Origin of the sequence: Pseudidiomarina sp. WS423, assembly GCF_050750165.1 — a bacterium.
Taxonomy (GTDB): domain Bacteria; phylum Pseudomonadota; class Gammaproteobacteria; order Enterobacterales; family Alteromonadaceae; genus Pseudidiomarina; species Pseudidiomarina fusca.
On sequence record NZ_JBOJLN010000002.1, the window covers coordinates 26,252 to 43,409 of the forward strand.

A 17,158-nucleotide genomic window follows, 5' to 3' on the forward strand; every position below is an offset into this window, starting at 1 on the left:
ACATGTCTGTTGTGATTCAAGCTGATCAGCTGACTTCTGTGCGTGCCGGGCGCACGTTGTTTGCGCAGCTTTCGCTGCAATTGAATGCAGGCCATATTCTGCATATTGAAGGCCCTAATGGGGCCGGCAAATCAACCTTATTAAGAATCATTGCTGGGTTATTACGTCCGCAAGAGGGCCAAGTGCGACTGTTTGGCCAACCGCAGCGTGATGATCCCGAGTTATGGCAACGACAAACCCTTTTTATTGGCCATAAACCTGCGGTAAAAGCTGAGCTGACAGCGCTGGAGAACTTGCATTTTCAAGCTCAATTAGATGGCGCTGGCGCTACAGACTCTTGGCAGCTGTTAGAAACCGTTGGCTTGCTTGGCCTAGAAGATATTCCTGCGCAACAGCTATCGGCTGGGCAGCAACGCCGAATTGCGTTAGCGCGGCTATGGTATAGCCCTGCGACTTTATGGATCCTTGACGAACCCTTCACCGCCCTAGATACTCGCGGCATTGATATGCTCCATCAGCGTTTTGCTGAACACTTAGAGCGTGGTGGCGCGTTATTGCTAACCTCGCATCAGCCGTTAACTTGGTCGGGCGAGCGCTTGCAAAAATTACGGATTGAGCCCCAAGACGAGGAGTTTGTCGATGAGCTTAGTTGAGACCAACTCGCGTTGTAGTAATCAAGCATCAACCTTTGCGTTATTGCGCGTGATCATGCGCCGTGATTTAGCGGTGACCTTGCGCCGCCGTAGCGATGTGATTAACCCATTGCTGTTTGTGGTGATCGTGGTGACGCTGTTTCCATTGGCGGTAGGGCCTGGGCCGGATATTTTAGCGCGTATCGCCACCGGGGTGATTTGGGTCGCTGCTTTGTTGTCGGCTTTACTCGGCTCTGAGCGCTTATTTCGCGATGATTATTTAGATGGCTCGTTAGAACAAATGACGTTGCTGCCGGTGCCGTTGGCGGTGCTGGCATTGGGCAAAATTCTGGTGCATTGGTTGTTAAGTGGCTTGCCACTGGTGATCTTAGCGCCGCTGTGTGCGTTATTATTAAAGTTACCGTTTGAGGCGTGGGGCGTGCTGATGCTCACCCTCTTATTAGGTACTCCTATGTTGAGTGCCATGACTGCGATAGGAGCTGCGCTGACGGTTAGTTTAGGCCGCGGTGGGGCATTATTGAGCTTATTACTGCTGCCGTTGTTTATCCCTTTGTTGATATTTGCAGCGGCCGCCGTTGAAAGTACTCTAGTAGGTACGTCCGCGCTTGGCCAAGTGTTACTCTTGGCGGGGCTTATGGTTTTAACGCTGACTTTGGCACCGCTTGCGGTGGCAGCAGCAATCCGAGTGAGTGTGAACTAACAATGTGGAAATGGTTACACCCGTATGCAAAAGGTGAGGCAACCTACCGGTTGCTAGGCGCTTGGTTACCTTGGTTGGCTGGCAGTGCCTTGGTGACCTTAACGGTTGGCTTGGTGTGGGGAATGCTGTTCGCACCTAGCGATTACCAGCAGGGCGATAGCTATCGCATCATCTTTATTCATGTGCCATCAGCGATGTTCTCGATGGGCGCTTACACGGCGATGGCGATTACCGCTTTGATTGCTTTGGTGTGGCAAATTCGCACCGCGGAATGGGCCATTGCGGCCATAGCTCCGGTCGGTGCCGTGCTGACTTTTATTGCGCTCTTTACCGGTGCCGTCTGGGGTAAGCCCATGTGGGGAACTTGGTGGGAATGGGATGCGCGTTTAACCTCACAACTGATTCTACTGTTTTTGTACATCGGGGTGTTGGCACTGTACTATGCCTTTACCGATGCGCGTACTGGGGCTAAAGCGGCAAGTGTGCTGGCGTTAGTCGGGGTGGTGAACGTGCCGATCATTCATTTTTCGGTGTACTGGTGGAACAGCCTGCACCAAGGGGCCACAATCACTAAATTTGAAAAGCCGTCGATGGCCCCCGAGATGCTGATCCCATTGCTGATTAGCATTTTGGGCTTTGCGCTCTTAACCGGGGCGTTAGTCTGTCAGCGGTTACGCAACGAAATTTTGAAGCAAGAAATACATCGGCCTTGGGTTCACGCCCAACTCGACGTGGCTGAGCAGGAGCGGTAAGATGGCATTTGACAGTTGGTATGACTTTATTGATATGGGTGGCTATGGGTTTTATGTATGGCTGGCCTATGGGGTGACCTTATTAGCGCTCACGATCTTAGTGATGCATGGCTTACGCACCCGTAAACAATTGCAACAACAAGCGGTGCAGCAACAGCAACGGCAGCAGCGCTTAGCCCGACGTAAACAGCAAGAACGAGGTACCGCATGATTCCACGACGTAAGAAACGCTTAGCCTGGGTATTGGCTTTAATCATAGGGGTGGCAGCGGCGCTGAGCTTGATTTTGTTTGCGCTATCAAAAAATATTGATTTGTTTTATACCCCAACAGAAGTGCTAGAAGGCAAAGGCAAAGACCTTACCAAGCCTAGCGTAGGACAACGGATTCGGGTAGGCGGTATGGTGGTTGAGGGTTCGGTTAGTCGAGATCCTAAAACCCTAGAAGTGAGCTTCCGAGTCACCGATACTGGGCCTGAAATGACCGTGTTGTACCAAGGTATTTTGCCTGATCTGTTCCGCGAGGGGCAGGGCATTGTGGCGCAGGGCACCTTGATCGAACCTAGCGTGCTCAAAGCTACGGAAGTGCTGGCCAAGCACGACGAAGAATACATGCCGCCAGAATTGGCTGAAGCTATGAAAGGCATTAAACATGTCAACCCGAATGCACCTGACTACACCGGTGAAAAGCCCGAATCTAAAGAGCCAGAGGGTTACTAACAATGATTGCTGAATTAGGTCAAGTTTCATTAGCGTTAGCTTTGGCATTTTCCGTGTTGCTAGCGGGGTATCCGCTGTGGGGCGCGTGGAAAGGTCACAGCGGAGCTATGTTGTTGGCGCGACCCCTAGCTTACGGTCAGTTTTTGTTTACTGCGGTAGCCTATGCAGCGTTAACTTGGGGTTTTGTGGTTAACGATTTTACTATCGCTTATGTGGCGCATAACTCGAATACCGCGCTGCCCCTGATGTATCGTATTACTGCGGTGTGGGGCTCGCACGAAGGCTCATTTTTACTGTGGATGCTGATGCAAGCGGGCTGGATAGCTGCGGTGGCAATGTTCTCGCGGCGCATGCCGTTAACCATGATGGCGCGCGTGTTGGCCATTTTGGGGTTGATCAGCATTGGCTTTTACCTGTTCATGATGAGCGTATCGAATCCGTTCGATCGAGCGCTTCCTTTAATTCCCGTGGATGGTCGCGATTTAAATCCGCTGCTGCAAGATCCTGGGATGATTATTCATCCACCGTTGCTGTACATGGGTTACGTTGGTTTCTCGGTGGCTTTTGCCTTTGCCATTGCGGCACTCATCAGCGGTAAATTAGATGCCTCATGGGCGCGTTGGTCGCGACCTTGGGCTACCGCAGCTTGGTGTTTCTTAACCTTGGGTATTGCTATCGGCAGCTGGTGGGCTTATTACGAGCTTGGTTGGGGCGGCTGGTGGTTCTGGGATCCGGTCGAGAATGCCAGTTTTATGCCTTGGTTGGTTGGTACTGCCTTGATTCATAGTTTGGCAGTGACAGAAAAGCGCGGTGCCTTTAAGTCTTGGACCGTGTTACTCGCTATTTCCGCCTTTAGTTTAAGCTTGCTCGGCACCTTCTTGGTGCGCTCTGGGGTGATCGTATCGGTGCATGCTTTTGCCACCGACCCTGCTCGAGGTCTCTTTATTTTAGGCTTACTGGCGATAGTGATTGGCGGCTCGCTGCTGCTGTTTGCCTTACGTGCTGGGGCTGTAAATAGCACCACCAAATACGACGTTAACTCGCGTGAAGTGATGCTGCTAGGCAACAACATCTTGTTAGTAGCAGCTACCGCTGTGGTGCTGATCGGGACCTTACTGCCACTGGTGCACAAAGAGCTCGGTTTAGGCTCGATTTCAATCGGTGAACCCTTCTTTAATCAGATGTTCACTTATTTGATTGTACCTTTCGTGGTGTTTATGGGCTTAGGGCCATTGATGCGCTGGCGTCGCCAAGAGCTGCAACCCTTGTTAGGTAGTTTGGGTTTGGCCTTAGTATTGGCATTAGCGTTGGGCTATGTGATTCCGTGGGTGGTGGCTGATCAAGTGATGGCCATGACGGTACTAGGGTTAGTGTTAAGCTTATGGATTGTGTTGACCTTGGTGGCTGAATTACGTCAGCGGGTGCAGCAACGTGGCCAAGGCTTAGCGAGTCTTACCAAGTTAGGTCGCAGTCACTGGGGCATGGTGCTTGGCCACTTAGGCTTTGCCATTACTATTGTGGGGATTGCTGCGGTGAGCCAATACGAGATTGAGCGCGATGTACGGTTGGCACCAGGTGATCAGGTTGAGGTGGCTGGATACACCTTCCGCTTTGATTTGTTGAGCGAACAACCGGGCCCGAACTACACTACCGACCATGCAGAGTTCAGTATTTTGCGCGATGGTAAGCTGGTCAGTGAGCTGGTGACTGAAAAACGTTTCTACACCGTGCAAAAAATGAGCATGACCGAAGTTGGCCTCGATGCTGGTTTCTTGCGTGACTTGTACGTGGCCTTAGGCGAGCCACTAGGTGATGAGGCTAGCCCCGATGCTTGGGCCGTACGGATTTATGTGAAACCTATGGTTCGTTGGATCTGGCTAGGGGCCATTCTAATGGCCTTAGGCGGTGCTTTAGCGATGAGTGATAAACGTTATCGGGCCAGCCGCAAACAGCCGGCTCAAGGAGTTGCTCATGGCTGAAGCTCAAACATCTAAGTCGTCGCTACGCTGGTTGGTGTTAGCGTTACCGCTGGTAGCGTTTTTAGCCCTGACCGTGTTTTTGTTAAGGGGCTTGTTTTCAGACCCCACCGAGTTGAGTTCGGCCTTGGTGGGCAAACCTGTGCCGGCCTTTAGCTTGCCGGATATTTACGATACCTCAACGGAGCATACCGAGGCAGTCCTAAAAACCGGCGAGCCTCTGTTGTTAAACGTGTGGGCTACTTGGTGTCCAACCTGTCGAGCTGAACATGCCTTTTTGAATGAGCTAGCAGCGCAGGGTATTCCGATTGTGGGGTTAAATTACAAAGACGATTCGCGTGCTAAAGCAGTGAATTGGCTCAATACCTTAGGCGATCCTTACGTGGTTAACCTGTTTGATGAGCGGGGCATGGTCGCCATTGATTTCGGCGTGTATGGTGCGCCAGAAACCTTTTTGATTAATCATAAAGGCGAGGTGGTGTATCGCCACGTTGGCGATGTTAATGCTCGCAATTGGAGTCAGTTGTTGGCACCGATGTTCCAGCAGTTACAGCAACAGGCCAAAGCTGCAGCGGGCGAACGAGGAGGTGAGCAATCATGACCACAGGCACATTATCCATTCCACCGCACAGCTCGTGGCGACAGCTGTTCAGTAGCCTGTTCGTAAGCTTCAGCTTGGTGCTCGTGTTAGCTCTTAGTAGTCAAGCTCAGGCGCAGGTGAGTTTAGAGCAATATAAATTTGACGACCCGGCGCAAGAAAGTTTGTTTAGAGAACTAATTAACGAGCTGCGCTGCCCTAAATGTCAGAACCAAACCATTGCTGACTCAGATGCTCCGCTGGCCAAAGATTTGCGCGACCGCACTTATTTGATGGTGAAAGACGGTGCCACTAAGCAGCAGGTGGTAGATTACATGGTGGCAAGATACGGTGATTTTGCCTACTATCGGCCGCCGGTGCGCACCAGTACCTTGGTGCTTTGGTTAGGGCCGTTGGCAGTGGTGCTAGTAGGCGCAGCAGTGGTCTTGTGGCGCGTACGTTCAGGCTCTGAAGAAGCCCAATTAAGTGACGCAGAATTAGCCCAGTTGGCGCGTCTGCAAACCGAGAAGCAGGATAAATCAGAATGATTGCTCATATAGCGATGATCTTGGCCGTGGTAACGGCGGGCGGCTTATTTTTAATGGTGACCGGGCGGCGCCAACGCGAACAGCAGCGCACCCGTTTGGATGTTAATCGCGAACTCTATCAACAACGCAAATTAGAGTTGGTGGCCGAGCGCGATGACGGCTTGCTCACGATGGAGGCGTTTGCCCGTGCTAATGATGAGTTAGACAAGCGCTTTGTTACCGAAAACAGCGAGTTAGAACAAGTGGCCGACCGCCAGATGGGCAACGCCGTGTGGGTACCTGCGGTGGTGGTGATGGTGGCTGCGGTGGTCCTTTATTTTACCTTTGGTAGCTGGCAGTTGCAGCGCCAAGCGGATGAGGCCTTAGCGGCGTTGCCTGACTTAGGTCGTAAAGTGATGTCGGATCAGTCGGCGCAAACCACCCGCGAAGAACTTGAAATCTTTGCATTAGGTTTACGTCAGCGCCTCGGCCAAACGCCCGATGATAATGGTATGGTGTGGCAAATTTATGCGCGGGTGATGACTCAGTTAGGGCAGGCTGAGCAAGCGGTGGATGCCTTTGAAAAAGCCCTCGCGATTAACCCGAGCAATCAGCAGGCTCAGTTAGGTTACGCTCAGCTGTTAGTAAACTTTGGCGAAGAACAATATTTAGCCCAAGCAGCACAATTGTTGGTGCAAGTGTTGCAACAAGATCCCACGCAACAAGAAGCTTTGTCATTGTTGGGCCTGATTGCTTATCAACGCGGTGACTGGCAGCAAGCACAAACGGCGTGGCAATTGTTGCAAGACCAAATTGCCCCGGCGGATGAGCGCTATGCAGCCATTCAACAAGCACTGGACGATGTCGAACAGCGTTTAGTGGCGGCGGAGGCTAGTTTGAGTGTTACTGTCACTTTGGCGCCTGAGTTGCAAGATCAAGTGCCAGCGGGTGGCACCTTGTTCGTCTACATTACCGATCCTGATGGTAGTAGAATGCCGGCGGCTGCAGTACGTCAGCCAGTAGCGAACTTTCCGATAACGATTGAGCTATCGGATGCCAATGCCATGTTGCCGGAATTTGTGATGAGCGGATTGAACCGTTGGCAGGTAATGGCACGTATATCAAGCGATGAGCAGATTGAAGCTGCACCTGGTGATTTAGATGCCGAGCCGCTGGTATTAGAAGCTGGTTCTGCTACGTCAGTGCAGCTAGAAATTACCAAGATAGTGAACGATTAACTCGTTAAAACCAACAACATTGAGGTGATGGTGAAGAAGTACTTACTGATTGTATTGGCGGGATTAACCTTAGCAGGCTGCGCTAGCACGCCCGAAGACGAGTGGGCCGACCCACGCGATCCCTTTGAAGATTTTAACCGCGACATGTGGGATTTTAACGAGCAGCTAGATGAAGCTATTCTGTGGCCAGCCGCCAAAGCTTATGGTGAAATTCCGCAGCCGGTCCGAACCGGCTTACGCAACGTTGCCGATAACCTTGGTGAAGTGTCGTGGTTTGTGAATAATCTGCTGCAAGGTAAAGTGATGGATGCCGGTAGTACCTTTTGGCGCTTCTCGATTAACAGTACTGTGGGTGTGTTAGGTATTTTTGATGTTGCCACGCCACTCGGGATTGAGGCAAAAGAAGAAAGCTTTGGCGAGACGCTAGCGAGCTGGGGTGTTACGGAAGGCCCTTATGTGATGTTGCCAGGTTTAGGTCCGACCGTGCCTATCGATCGCGGCGGTGACGTGGTGGATGGCATGTACTTTCCGATTGATAACTTAAATGGCCCTACCAGCATCGCGCGATTACTGGTGAAGGCACTAGATACGCGGTTACGCCTGCAAGAACAACAAGCGCTGATGGAGAACTCGTTAGACCCTTACGGGTTTGTAAAAGAGGCGTATTTTCAAAATTGGCAGCATAAGGTTTATGATGGTAACCCACCGCAAACCGAAGCGGATGAGCTGGACGACGACTTTTACGACCAGTTTTAAGCAACCATTCAGCCCAGAAGCCTTGCAACATGCAAGGCTTCTGCGTTATAAAAGCCCGTCACAGTTACGTTCTGTATAACTATAACTATATTTAACCGAGGAATTTGTATGAGCCAGGCGCCTTCAAAGTCAGAACTTTGGGGTCACCCCAAGGGACTGTACGTGCTTTTTACTGCCGAAATGTGGGAACGTTTTTCCTACTACGGCATGCGTGCCCTTTTAGTGTTAACTCTCGTAGCAGCTACTGAAGCCGCAAACCCAGGTTTTGGCATGAGCGATGCTGAAGCTTTATCTTTGTACGGTACCTATACGGCGCTGGTTTATTTCACCCCCTTGATTGGTGGTTGGTTGGCCGATAACTACTTAGGCCAACGCAACTCGATTTTACTTGGTGGTATTTTAATGGCCGCAGCGCAATTTACGCTGTTTGCCGCCACACCTCACAGCCTCGACTTGTTTTATATAGGTTTGGGTATCTTGATTGCCGGTAACGGTCTGTTCAAGCCGAATATTTCTACCATCGTTGGCGATTTGTACAGCCAAGGTGATGCGCGTCGGGATAGTGCGTTCTCAATTTTCTATATGGGGATTAACTTAGGTGCTTTCTTAGCGCCATTGGTAACCTCTACTTTGGGTGAAAGCCCAGACTACGGCTGGCGTTGGGGTTATTTTGCCGCTGGCGTAGGGATGACCTTAGCAGTCGTTACCCAAGGCCTCTTCTTTCAACGTTACTTGGGCGACATCGGTAAAGTCCCTGGCGCTAAACGTGACCGCGAAGCTTCGGGCGGTGTGAAAAAGCCACTGAGCAAAGTAGAGCACGACCGTTTGCGCGTGATTTTATTCCTGTTTGTGTTTGTGACCGTGTTCTGGTTAGCGTTTGAGCAAGCCGGCGGTTTGATGAACATCTACGCCGATCGCTACACCGACCGTAGCTTTGGTGACAGCATTATTCCGGCGGGTTACTTCCAATCACTTAACCCGTTATTTATTTTGATCTTTGCGCCTATCTTCTCGGTGTTGTGGGTATGGTTGCATAAGAAAGATAAGAGCCCGGATGCACCGATTAAGATCTTTGCAGGTTTGGTGCTGACGTCAATTGGTTTTATTTTCTTGATCCTTGGCTTATTTGAAATTCAAGTCACCGGTCAAGCCAACATGATGTGGTTGGTACTGGCCTACTTATTCCATACCTTGGGTGAGCTATGTATTTCACCGGTAGGCTTGTCGTTAATGACTAAACTAGCCCCACTGCGCTTAGCTAGCTTGGTGATGGGGGTGTGGTTCTTGATGCCGGCTATTGCTAATTATTTAGCGGGTATGGTGGGTGCCTTCAGTGAGAACGCCGATAAGTACGATTTCTCAATCAACCTAGCGCAATCGATTGGCCTAGAAGCTCAATATTCTGGTCTGTTGGTGGTGTTTGGTGGGGTTGCCGTAGGCTTGTTGGTGTTCGCAGTTATCTTATGGGCTATTTCTGGCATGCTAGTGAACTGGATGCATGGTGCCGAAAAAGCTCAAGCCGCGCCGGCCGATTTAGCCGAAGGCGTTGAACAAGAGTTACAAGCAGTTGCCGAACATGAAGGTTTAGGCGAACAATCTAAAAAATAAGGACGCAATACCATGGTGAAAAAAGTCGTTATCCCGGTAGCAGGGCTAGGAACACGCATGCTGCCAGCTACCAAGGCCATTCCGAAAGAAATGTTGCCCTTGGTAGATCGACCGTTGATTCAGTTTATTGTAGAGGAGTGTGCTGCGGCAGGCTTAACGGATATCATCTTGGTGACCCATTCGAGCAAAAATTCGATTGAGAACCACTTTGATACCAGCTTTGAACTTGAAGCAACGCTTGAGCAACGGGTTAAACGACAGCTGCTGGCGGAGGTACAAGCTATATGTCCGCCAGGAGTCACCATCATGCATGTCCGCCAAGGCGTTGCCAAAGGTCTTGGCCATGCGGTGTTGTGTGCGCGTCCATTAATTGATGACCAGCCGTTTGCGGTGGTGCTGCCGGATGTTTTGGTGGATGCCCAAAGCTGTGATTTAAAACGCGATAACTTAGCCGAGATGATGCGTAACTTTAACGCCACGGGTGCAGCCCAAGTGATGGTAGAAAAAGTACCGCACGAGCTTACCAATCAGTACGGTATTGCTGATTTAAATGGTGCAGAATTAGCGCCCGGTGAGCAGGTTGCGATTAAGCAATTGGTAGAAAAGCCGCCGGTGGATGAAGCACCGTCGGATTTAGCCGTGGTGGGGCGTTACGTGTTCCCAGCGGCACTTTGGAGTCTGTTAGAGAAAACTCCAGTGGGCGCTGGCAATGAAATTCAGTTAACCGATGCCATGGCCATGTTGCTCGAGCAACAACCAGTAAATGCGTACTACATGAAAGGCCGCAGCCATGATTGTGGTAACAAGCTAGGTTATGCCCAGGCCTTTGTTGAACATGCTTTGCGTCATCCGGCGTTAGGCGACGACATGCGTGCTTGGCTGAAAACTATCGTGTAAATGGTGCAGCCACAGTAACGAGGATTACTGTGGCTGTTTCTTATAGATGACCGCTGCTGCTAATTGGTAGCGTATAAAAGCGTACCCCCAAAGATTCAGCGCTAGCCGGCTTTAATTGTTTGAGCAGGGTTAGCACGCGCTGTTTTTCTGGCTCAGTTACCATCACTTCTAGTCGTAACATACGGCGATATCCAACCACCTGTTCTAACCTATCTAGTTGACTATTCTGGCGGCTATGGCCATCAATTTCGGCGAGTGAAAAGCCACTGAGTTGCTCATCAGCTAGCAATACATCGACTACATGGGCGCGCAGTTTAGCCGGAAAAATCACGTGCAGTAGTTCATACTCGGACATGGCGACCTCGCAATAGCTTGTACATTAATGGAAGAATAAATAAGGTGGTAAAAGTAGCGGTAACCAAGCCACCAATTACGACAATCGCTAGCGGGCGTTGAATTTCTGCGCCAGGGCCAGTGGCCAAAGCTAAAGGGAGGAGACCCAGCATCGCTGTGGTCGCAGTCATCAGGATGGCGCGTAAACGATCACTGGCGCCAACGATCACCAATTGTTCTAACTGTTCATGTTGATGTTCTATCGCTTGAAAGTGAGTTAGCATGACCACACCGTTGAGTACAGCTACCCCTAATAAGGCAATAAAGCCCACCGAAGCTGGCACCGACAAATATTCGCCGGTGATAAATAATGCCAGCACACCGCCCATCAGAGCGAAGGGAATATTGGCGAAGACCAGTCCCGCTACGGCCAAAGATCGGAAGGTGGCGAATAGAATGAGTCCAATAACTAAAAGAACGACAGGGACAATCGTCAGCAGGTTATTGGTTGCTCTTGCTTGATTCTCAAATTCACCGCCAAAGTTAAGATAATACCCACTAGGTAGCTGTAACTCACTCGTGAGTTGTTGCTGTAGTTCTTCAACAAAACTAACCACGTCACGGCCGCTAACATTGGTGGTGACGACCGCAAAGCGACTGCTGTTTTCTCGCTCAATGAGGCTCGGGCCTTCGTCACTACTTATGGTTGCGAGGGCACTTAACGGCGCCCAGTTGCCGTCAGGTAAGCTGACAGGCAAGTCTTTTAATTGCTGTAAGTAACTCAGCTTGCTGCTGTCACTAGCGGCAAAGACTAACGGTGTTTTAATGCGGCCATGAATAACGTCACCCACGTGCAGACCATCAACAAACAATCGAATAAGACGTGACAGTTCTGCCGTAGTGAGATGGTAGCGCGCCGCAACATCAGGGCGTAATCGAATGTTGATGTATTCGCCCCCGTCAATCAAGGTTGTTTGTACATCGACGCTCCCGGCCACGCCAGTAGTTATCTCAGCGATCTTCTGGGCCGTGCTACTAAGAGTGCTAATGTCGTCACCAAACACCTTGATAGCTACATCGCCAGAGCTACCGGTAAGCATTTCAGCGACCCGCATTTGAATGGGTTGAGTGAAATTAAAGTTTATTCCTGGGTAGTCTAGGAGTACCTTCCGAATGGCATCAATCAATGCAGCTTTGTCACTCACTTGCCAGGTGTCACGCGGCTGTAACTGAATAAACATATCGGTTTCGTTGAGTCCCATCGCATCCATACCTAATTCATCTGAACCAATGCGAGCAACGATTTGCTTAATTTCTGGGATGTCAGCGAGTAGTCTTTGTTCTAATTGTGCATCTAAGGCCAAAGATTCAGTTAAGTTAATGCTGGGATGCTTTTCTAGCTGCACAATGAGATCGCCTTCATCCATCACAGGCATAAAGGTTTTACCCGTAAAACTGATAGCTACTGCTGCCACTGCCAGTAGTCCTACGGCGCTGATAAGCCATGCAGCAGGACGTTGGATAACTCGTGCAAGTAGGCGTTGATAATGCGCTATAAGCCATTGGATTAGGTGTGGGGTAGGTTTAGGCTTAGCGCTGATTAAGGTAACCGCCAACACTGGAATAACTGTTAATGCCACTAGCATGGAGGCTAGCATCGCAAAGACAATAGTTTGCGCGACGGGGGAAAACAGCTTGCCCTCTAGACCACTCAGAAACAAAAGTGGTGCGAACACGATAATCACTATAGCGGTACCTGAAATCACCGGCTGCGCCACGGCCAGAGTGGCCCGATAGATTCGATGAGCGCGCGGTAAATAGGCCTGTTTCTGACTTTGTGTGACGATGTTTTCAACAACGACCACAGCAGCATCTACCAGCATACCGATGGCAATAACAATGCCACCAAGACTCATGAGGTTAGCCGTAAGACCTACTTGGTCCATAGCTAAAAAGGTGATGGCTACGGCCAGTGGAATGGATAAGGCGACCACTAAAGCGGCGCGAACATCGGCTAAAAAGATGAAGAGAATTAAAATAACAAGTAGCACTGCAGCAAGTAGTGCTTCGATGATGGTGCTCACGGCAGTACTAATAAGATCCGCACGGTCGTAGAAGACATTAAGTTCGCTACCGGCCGGCAGGGTTGGCTCAAGTTGAGCCAGTTGGGCTTTAACAGCAGCAACTACCTCGTTCGTATTAGTATCTTTTAAGGCAATGATCATGGCTTGCGCCGTTTCTTCACCGTTATGGGTTACGCCACCAAAGCGCGGCAGGTAACCGTTGCTGATCTCGCCTAATTGCGCCAAGGTGATAGTTTCGCCCGTTGCCGTGGGGAGTTTCAGTTGCGCCAGGTCATATTGGTCAGCGAGTTTGCCTTCGGTACGCAGGATGAGACTGGTGGAGCCGTTATCGATGCGTCCCACGCTACCATTTAGATGATTTTGTTGCAGCCACTCAACCAGTTGCGCTAGGGATATTCCGGCTTGCTGGAGACGACCTAGATCAGGGGTGAATTGCAGCGTTGTAACAAAGCCGCCCATAGTGGTGACCTCGGCTACCCCAGACACGGTACGCAACAACGGCCGTACTTGCCAATCTAGCAGGTGCCGACGTTCGGCTAAGGTTAAATTGGGATTGCTGTAACTCAGCATAAAGATTTCACTAAGTGGGGTGCTCATTGGGGCTAAGCCACCATCAATGCCTTCGGGTAAGCTGCCCCAGACGCCGCTGAGGCGCTCGCTTACTTGTTGCCGAGCCCAGTAGATATCCACACCTTCTGCGAAATCAATGGTGATAGAAGTGATGCCATACTTGGTGGTGGAGCGCAAAATCGCCTGATTTGGAATACCTAGTAGTTCGGTTTCGATAGGTTGCGTGATTTGCGCTTCGATTTCTGCGGCGGTCATGCCCGGCGCACGAATAATGAGCTTGGCTTGGGTTGGAGAAATATCTGGGAAGGCGTCAATCGGCAGGCGCTGCCAAGCCTGCACCGCTAGCGCCAAGACAAGGGCGGTAAGAGCTAAGATAAACACCCGTTGAGTGAGCACAAAACGCAGAATGGCTGCCATCTATTACTCTCCCCCTAGCCCAATAAAGTGGCCGTAAACAGCGCCTACGGATTGCTGTAACACTTGGCTGTTAGGTGCTAGTTGGGTACTGGTGATCTGTAAGTAAGCTGCACCGTTGGCCGTGTTCATCGCTTGCTTACCAATAATGTCGACCGGTACTAGCACCAATGCTTGCTGCACTAATTGCCACACATAGGTTTGCTGTTGATGCCGGATGATACTACTGGCGGGTACGTTAAACACCGTCTGTTGATAATGCGGCGTAACGCTTAGCTGGCTGCCTAGCGGCGCTTGACAGTGAGCGGGTAAATCGGTGAGCGGAATGCTCCACCAGGTTTGGGTAAACCCCTGACTGGTTTGCTCGACATAATCGATCGCTAGTTCGCATTGCTGCCAGCTGACACTGGTTGGTTGCTTACTAAAGGTGGCCAGTTGTCCGCGTAATCTTGATGTTGCCGCAGCACTGACACTAAATAGTATCGTTTGGTTGGCGACAATGTCTATGTGTCCCGCTTGCGGAGCCGCTAAGGTGATGCTGTTGTTTGCCTTATTGATTTGAACAATATGCTGGTAAAAATGGTCGAGGTGCTCAAATGCTAACAGCGTGCTGTGGTAAGCCGCGCTGATCTCCTGCCACTGGGCGGCACTGATGGCTTGCTTTTGAAACAGCTGTTGATTGCTCTGATAGCGCTGCGCTACCACCTCTAGCTGCTGTTGTTGTGCTTTGTATTCAGTAAGAAAATGTTCGACGGCATCGCCACTTAATTGCACTACCGGTTGTTTATGGGTTACCTGTTGCCCTTGCTGCACTAGCCATTGCTGTTGTGATACTTCGAGCATATTGGCAACGGGATAACCACTTTGCACAAAGTTAGTAACTCGTGCGGTAAGCGCGGCGCCGGTATAGTGAGATTGGGGCGTCACCTGGTGATAACTTAAAGAGAGCTGTCCGAGTTCGCTAAGCTCAACTTGGTCTGCCGCTACCTGACTTGTGGTGGTGACAGCCAGAAGCAGCACGGAAACGCGGCACAGCTTTAGGCAAGCAGCTTGCTGGTGTTGATAACCCTGATTATTGAATCGATTGATAAGGCTCATAAGGGTACTCCTGCTGCTTGTTGAAGTTGGGCATAGGCTTGTTGGATTTGTTGTTTGAGTAACTGCACTTGGCGTTGCTCGGCAAATAACTGTTGCAACCTTTGTTGTGCGATATCTGGATTGATCTCTTGCCGCTGCAACAACAGAAGCAGCGCAGATTGGGCCTGCTGGCGCAACTGTTGATGTGGTTGGAGCATTTGATATTGCGCCTCTAACAGGCTTAGCTGGGCTTGTGCTTGCTGATACTGCTGGATGATCTGCTGACGACTTTGTTGATAGTCTTGTAGCCATTGTTGCTGACTTATCTGATAATTGCTTTGTTCGGTTTGGCTCAGTTGCGCCCCCAACGACAGCGGAATATCGAGCTGTAAGCCAATTTGATTTTCTGAGATGCCGGCAGTATCTATCCGTTTGAAGCGGGTGGTGACCTGCCATGGGGTATTACCGCTGAGATTTTGTTGCTGTTGTAAGTAGAGTTGTTGCTCGTGCAATTGTAGTAACGCCAACTGCGGATGCTGTTGCCATGCTGCAGCGTCGAGTTTAGTGGGGTTGGCATCTGCTAAGTTAGTTGGAATTTGGCGGGTGCCAGTGAGTTCCATAAGCTGTTGCTCAGCGGCTTGCTGATGTTGTTGGTGCTCTAACTGCAACATAGCTAATTGAGTTTGTGCCTGCTGCAATCCGTAGCGAAAATAGGTATCAGCCTCGGTGGTTTCAGCTTGCTGTTGCAATGGTGCCATTAAGCCCTGATAGGTTTGTAGTTGTTGCTGTAACAGCTGCTGCTGTTGTTGATGCTGAGCAATGGTCCAAACTAAGTTGCGTACTTGGCCACTGGCGTACCAGCGGCGTAGTTTTAGCAGCTGCTGCTGATAGTGCTGTGCTATCGACTGCCATTGCTGGTTCAGTTGGTGGCCACTCGGACTTGTAAGAGGCAATGACAGAGCCAGTTCAAGTTCATCGGTTCCTTGGTCGGCTTGGCTTTTCAGGGCCGCTATACTTACCGTAGGTGCCGCTGCTAGCCAACTAGATACCCAGGTTTCGGGACGTTGCACTAGATCCGTTTGCAGCCTGGCTTCAGCGGCGTCGGTTAAGCTACTTAAGCTAGTGTTAGCGGGTGTTTGAGCATGTGCTGTTGGGCTGAGCAAAAGCAGGTTTAGCAGCAATAGACTGATGGCTAAATCGCGCTTACCCCATGCAGGTAAATTGAGATGTTGTTGAACAAAGTTGTCGATCCACACGATAAAGCTCCTTATTACTGCAACTAGCAGTAACACTCTATGAGGGCTTGCTTAAGGAAGTCTTAAGAAAGCTTAAGCTTTGTGTGGGAATTATGCCAAGTTTGCGATAATTTGCGCTAAATCAATTCTTTTATTAGCAACTGATAAAGCATGCGGGCACAAGGGCCGGTGGTATCGCCTTTGGGTAAGGTGAGGTACATCGAGCCGCTGCGCTTGCTGCTACCAGCTAGGGTTAAGAAGCACAGGTTGTCAGCATAGCGGGTAACGTGAGGTGGCAACCAACTAAAACCTAAGCCATTTTGCACCAGCTGTAGTGATTCGTTAAAGTGATTCACCGTCCAGCGTTGTTCAGACTTAAGCCAGCCCTCTACTTCTATCGGCTTTTTGGCCGTATCACGAATCACGATTTGTAAATGTTGACTCAACTCATCGGCACTAATGGGGCCTGGCTGTTGGGCCAGTGGATGCTCTTTGCTCACCACCAAATCTAGGCGATAGCCGCTGATGGGCTCGCCCACATGACCTTTGGGGAGTTGGTGGGTGATCACAATATCTGCGCTTTGGTCTAAAATATGTTCAATGGAGCCGGTTAATACCGTGTCTTCAATGACTAAGCGAGTGCCCCGACTGAGTTGTTGAAACTCATGCAGCACAGGCACCAGTAGCTGGCGGTCAAAGACCATTTCTACGGCCAAAGTGATTTTAGTTTCCCAGCCCTGCTTGAGGTTCACCGCTAACTGTTCGAGTTCAGTTACTAGGCTAGTGAGCTGGCGTGAGCGGCGCACCATGGTTTCGCCGATGGGCGTGAGCTGAGCCTTACGGCCCACCACTTCGAGCAGTTCAACTTCGAGCGTATCTTGCAGTTTAGCCACCGCATGATTGAGCGAGCTTTGGCTTTTATTCAAGACTTGCGCGGCATGAGCGTAGCCGCCATGGTCCACTACGGCCTGTAAAATACGCCATTGTTCAAGTGTGGTTTTGGGGCGGTAGGGCGTACTCATGCAATCTCCAACGGGATGATTC

General features: G+C 50.5%; 17 protein-coding genes. 12 read left to right on the top strand and 5 right to left on the bottom strand.

The genetic code is table 11. The annotated features are described in order from the left end of the window. Nucleotides 1–2 precede the first annotated feature (2 nt). From ccmA to galU, 12 genes are all read left to right on the top strand, one after another. The gene (gene ccmA / locus ACQ661_RS03160) at nt 3–653 is read left to right on the top strand and encodes a cytochrome c biogenesis heme-transporting ATPase CcmA (RefSeq protein WP_313932517.1); all 651 of its coding nucleotides are present in this window, start codon (nt 3–5) and stop codon (nt 651–653) included. 55 nt (nt 654–708) lie between these two features. Next, nucleotides 709–1,353: a heme exporter protein CcmB gene (gene ccmB / locus ACQ661_RS03165; RefSeq protein WP_228759452.1), complete on the top strand. Its 645-nt coding sequence runs from the start codon at nt 709–711 to the stop codon at nt 1,351–1,353. Between the two features lie 2 nt (nt 1,354–1,355). Beyond that, nucleotides 1,356–2,105 carry a heme ABC transporter permease gene (locus ACQ661_RS03170; RefSeq protein WP_313932516.1) on the top strand — a complete coding sequence of 250 codons (750 nt, stop codon included), beginning with the start codon at nt 1,356–1,358 and terminating at the stop codon, nt 2,103–2,105. A gap of 1 nt (nt 2,106) precedes the next feature. Beyond that, nucleotides 2,107–2,316, top strand: coding sequence for a heme exporter protein CcmD (gene ccmD / locus ACQ661_RS03175; RefSeq protein WP_153825925.1), 210 nt, complete (start codon nt 2,107–2,109; stop codon nt 2,314–2,316). After that, the gene (ccmE, locus tag ACQ661_RS03180) at nt 2,313–2,822 is read left to right on the top strand and encodes a cytochrome c maturation protein CcmE (protein ID WP_313932515.1); all 510 of its coding nucleotides are present in this window, start codon (nt 2,313–2,315) and stop codon (nt 2,820–2,822) included. The genes ccmD and ccmE overlap by 4 nt, the downstream gene beginning before the upstream one ends. Before the next feature lie 2 nt (nt 2,823–2,824). After that, nucleotides 2,825–4,801, top strand: coding sequence for a heme lyase CcmF/NrfE family subunit (locus tag ACQ661_RS03185; RefSeq protein ID WP_431667601.1), 1,977 nt, complete (start codon nt 2,825–2,827; stop codon nt 4,799–4,801). Then, nucleotides 4,794–5,399: a DsbE family thiol:disulfide interchange protein gene (locus tag ACQ661_RS03190; RefSeq protein WP_313932513.1), complete on the top strand. Its 606-nt coding sequence runs from the start codon at nt 4,794–4,796 to the stop codon at nt 5,397–5,399. The genes ACQ661_RS03185 and ACQ661_RS03190 overlap by 8 nt, the downstream gene beginning before the upstream one ends. Further along, nucleotides 5,396–5,923 (top strand): cytochrome c-type biogenesis protein, encoded by a 528-nt coding sequence (locus ACQ661_RS03195; protein ID WP_431667602.1) that lies wholly within the window; start codon nt 5,396–5,398, stop codon nt 5,921–5,923. Before ACQ661_RS03190 ends, ACQ661_RS03195 begins: the two co-directional genes overlap by 4 nt. After that, nucleotides 5,920–7,140, top strand: a complete 1,221-nt coding sequence (ccmI, locus tag ACQ661_RS03200; protein WP_431667603.1) for a c-type cytochrome biogenesis protein CcmI — start codon at nt 5,920–5,922, stop codon at nt 7,138–7,140. Before ACQ661_RS03195 ends, ccmI begins: the two co-directional genes overlap by 4 nt. Nucleotides 7,141–7,167: 27 nt before the next feature. Next, nucleotides 7,168–7,896 carry an MlaA family lipoprotein gene (locus ACQ661_RS03205; RefSeq protein WP_153825920.1) on the top strand — a complete coding sequence of 243 codons (729 nt, stop codon included), beginning with the start codon at nt 7,168–7,170 and terminating at the stop codon, nt 7,894–7,896. Between the two features lie 108 nt (nt 7,897–8,004). Continuing rightward, the gene (locus ACQ661_RS03210; RefSeq protein ID WP_431667604.1) at nt 8,005–9,504 is read left to right on the top strand and encodes a peptide MFS transporter; all 1,500 of its coding nucleotides are present in this window, start codon (nt 8,005–8,007) and stop codon (nt 9,502–9,504) included. A gap of 12 nt (nt 9,505–9,516) precedes the next feature. Further along, nucleotides 9,517–10,401 carry a UTP--glucose-1-phosphate uridylyltransferase GalU gene (gene galU / locus ACQ661_RS03215; RefSeq protein ID WP_431667606.1) on the top strand — a complete coding sequence of 295 codons (885 nt, stop codon included), beginning with the start codon at nt 9,517–9,519 and terminating at the stop codon, nt 10,399–10,401. Between the two features lie 40 nt (nt 10,402–10,441). Here galU and ACQ661_RS03220 read toward each other — a convergent pair whose 3' ends face one another. From ACQ661_RS03220 to ACQ661_RS03240, 5 genes are all read right to left on the bottom strand, one after another. Continuing rightward, nucleotides 10,442–10,756 carry a DUF3240 family protein gene (locus ACQ661_RS03220; protein ID WP_153825918.1) on the bottom strand — a complete coding sequence of 105 codons (315 nt, stop codon included), beginning with the start codon at nt 10,754–10,756 and terminating at the stop codon, nt 10,442–10,444. After that, complete coding sequence (locus ACQ661_RS03225) at nt 10,743–13,805, bottom strand: efflux RND transporter permease subunit (RefSeq protein ID WP_431667608.1); 3,063 nt, start codon at nt 13,803–13,805, stop codon at nt 10,743–10,745. Before ACQ661_RS03225 ends, ACQ661_RS03220 begins: the two co-directional genes overlap by 14 nt. Before the next feature lie 3 nt (nt 13,806–13,808). Continuing rightward, complete coding sequence (locus tag ACQ661_RS03230) at nt 13,809–14,900, bottom strand: hypothetical protein (protein WP_431667609.1); 1,092 nt, start codon at nt 14,898–14,900, stop codon at nt 13,809–13,811. Next, nucleotides 14,897–16,135 (bottom strand): hypothetical protein, encoded by a 1,239-nt coding sequence (locus ACQ661_RS03235; RefSeq protein ID WP_431667611.1) that lies wholly within the window; start codon nt 16,133–16,135, stop codon nt 14,897–14,899. The genes ACQ661_RS03230 and ACQ661_RS03235 overlap by 4 nt, the downstream gene beginning before the upstream one ends. Before the next feature lie 116 nt (nt 16,136–16,251). Next, a complete protein-coding gene (locus tag ACQ661_RS03240) occupies nt 16,252–17,136 on the bottom strand; it encodes a LysR family transcriptional regulator (protein ID WP_431667613.1) in 885 nt (294 codons plus the stop codon). Between the last annotated feature and the right edge of the window lie 22 nt (nt 17,137–17,158).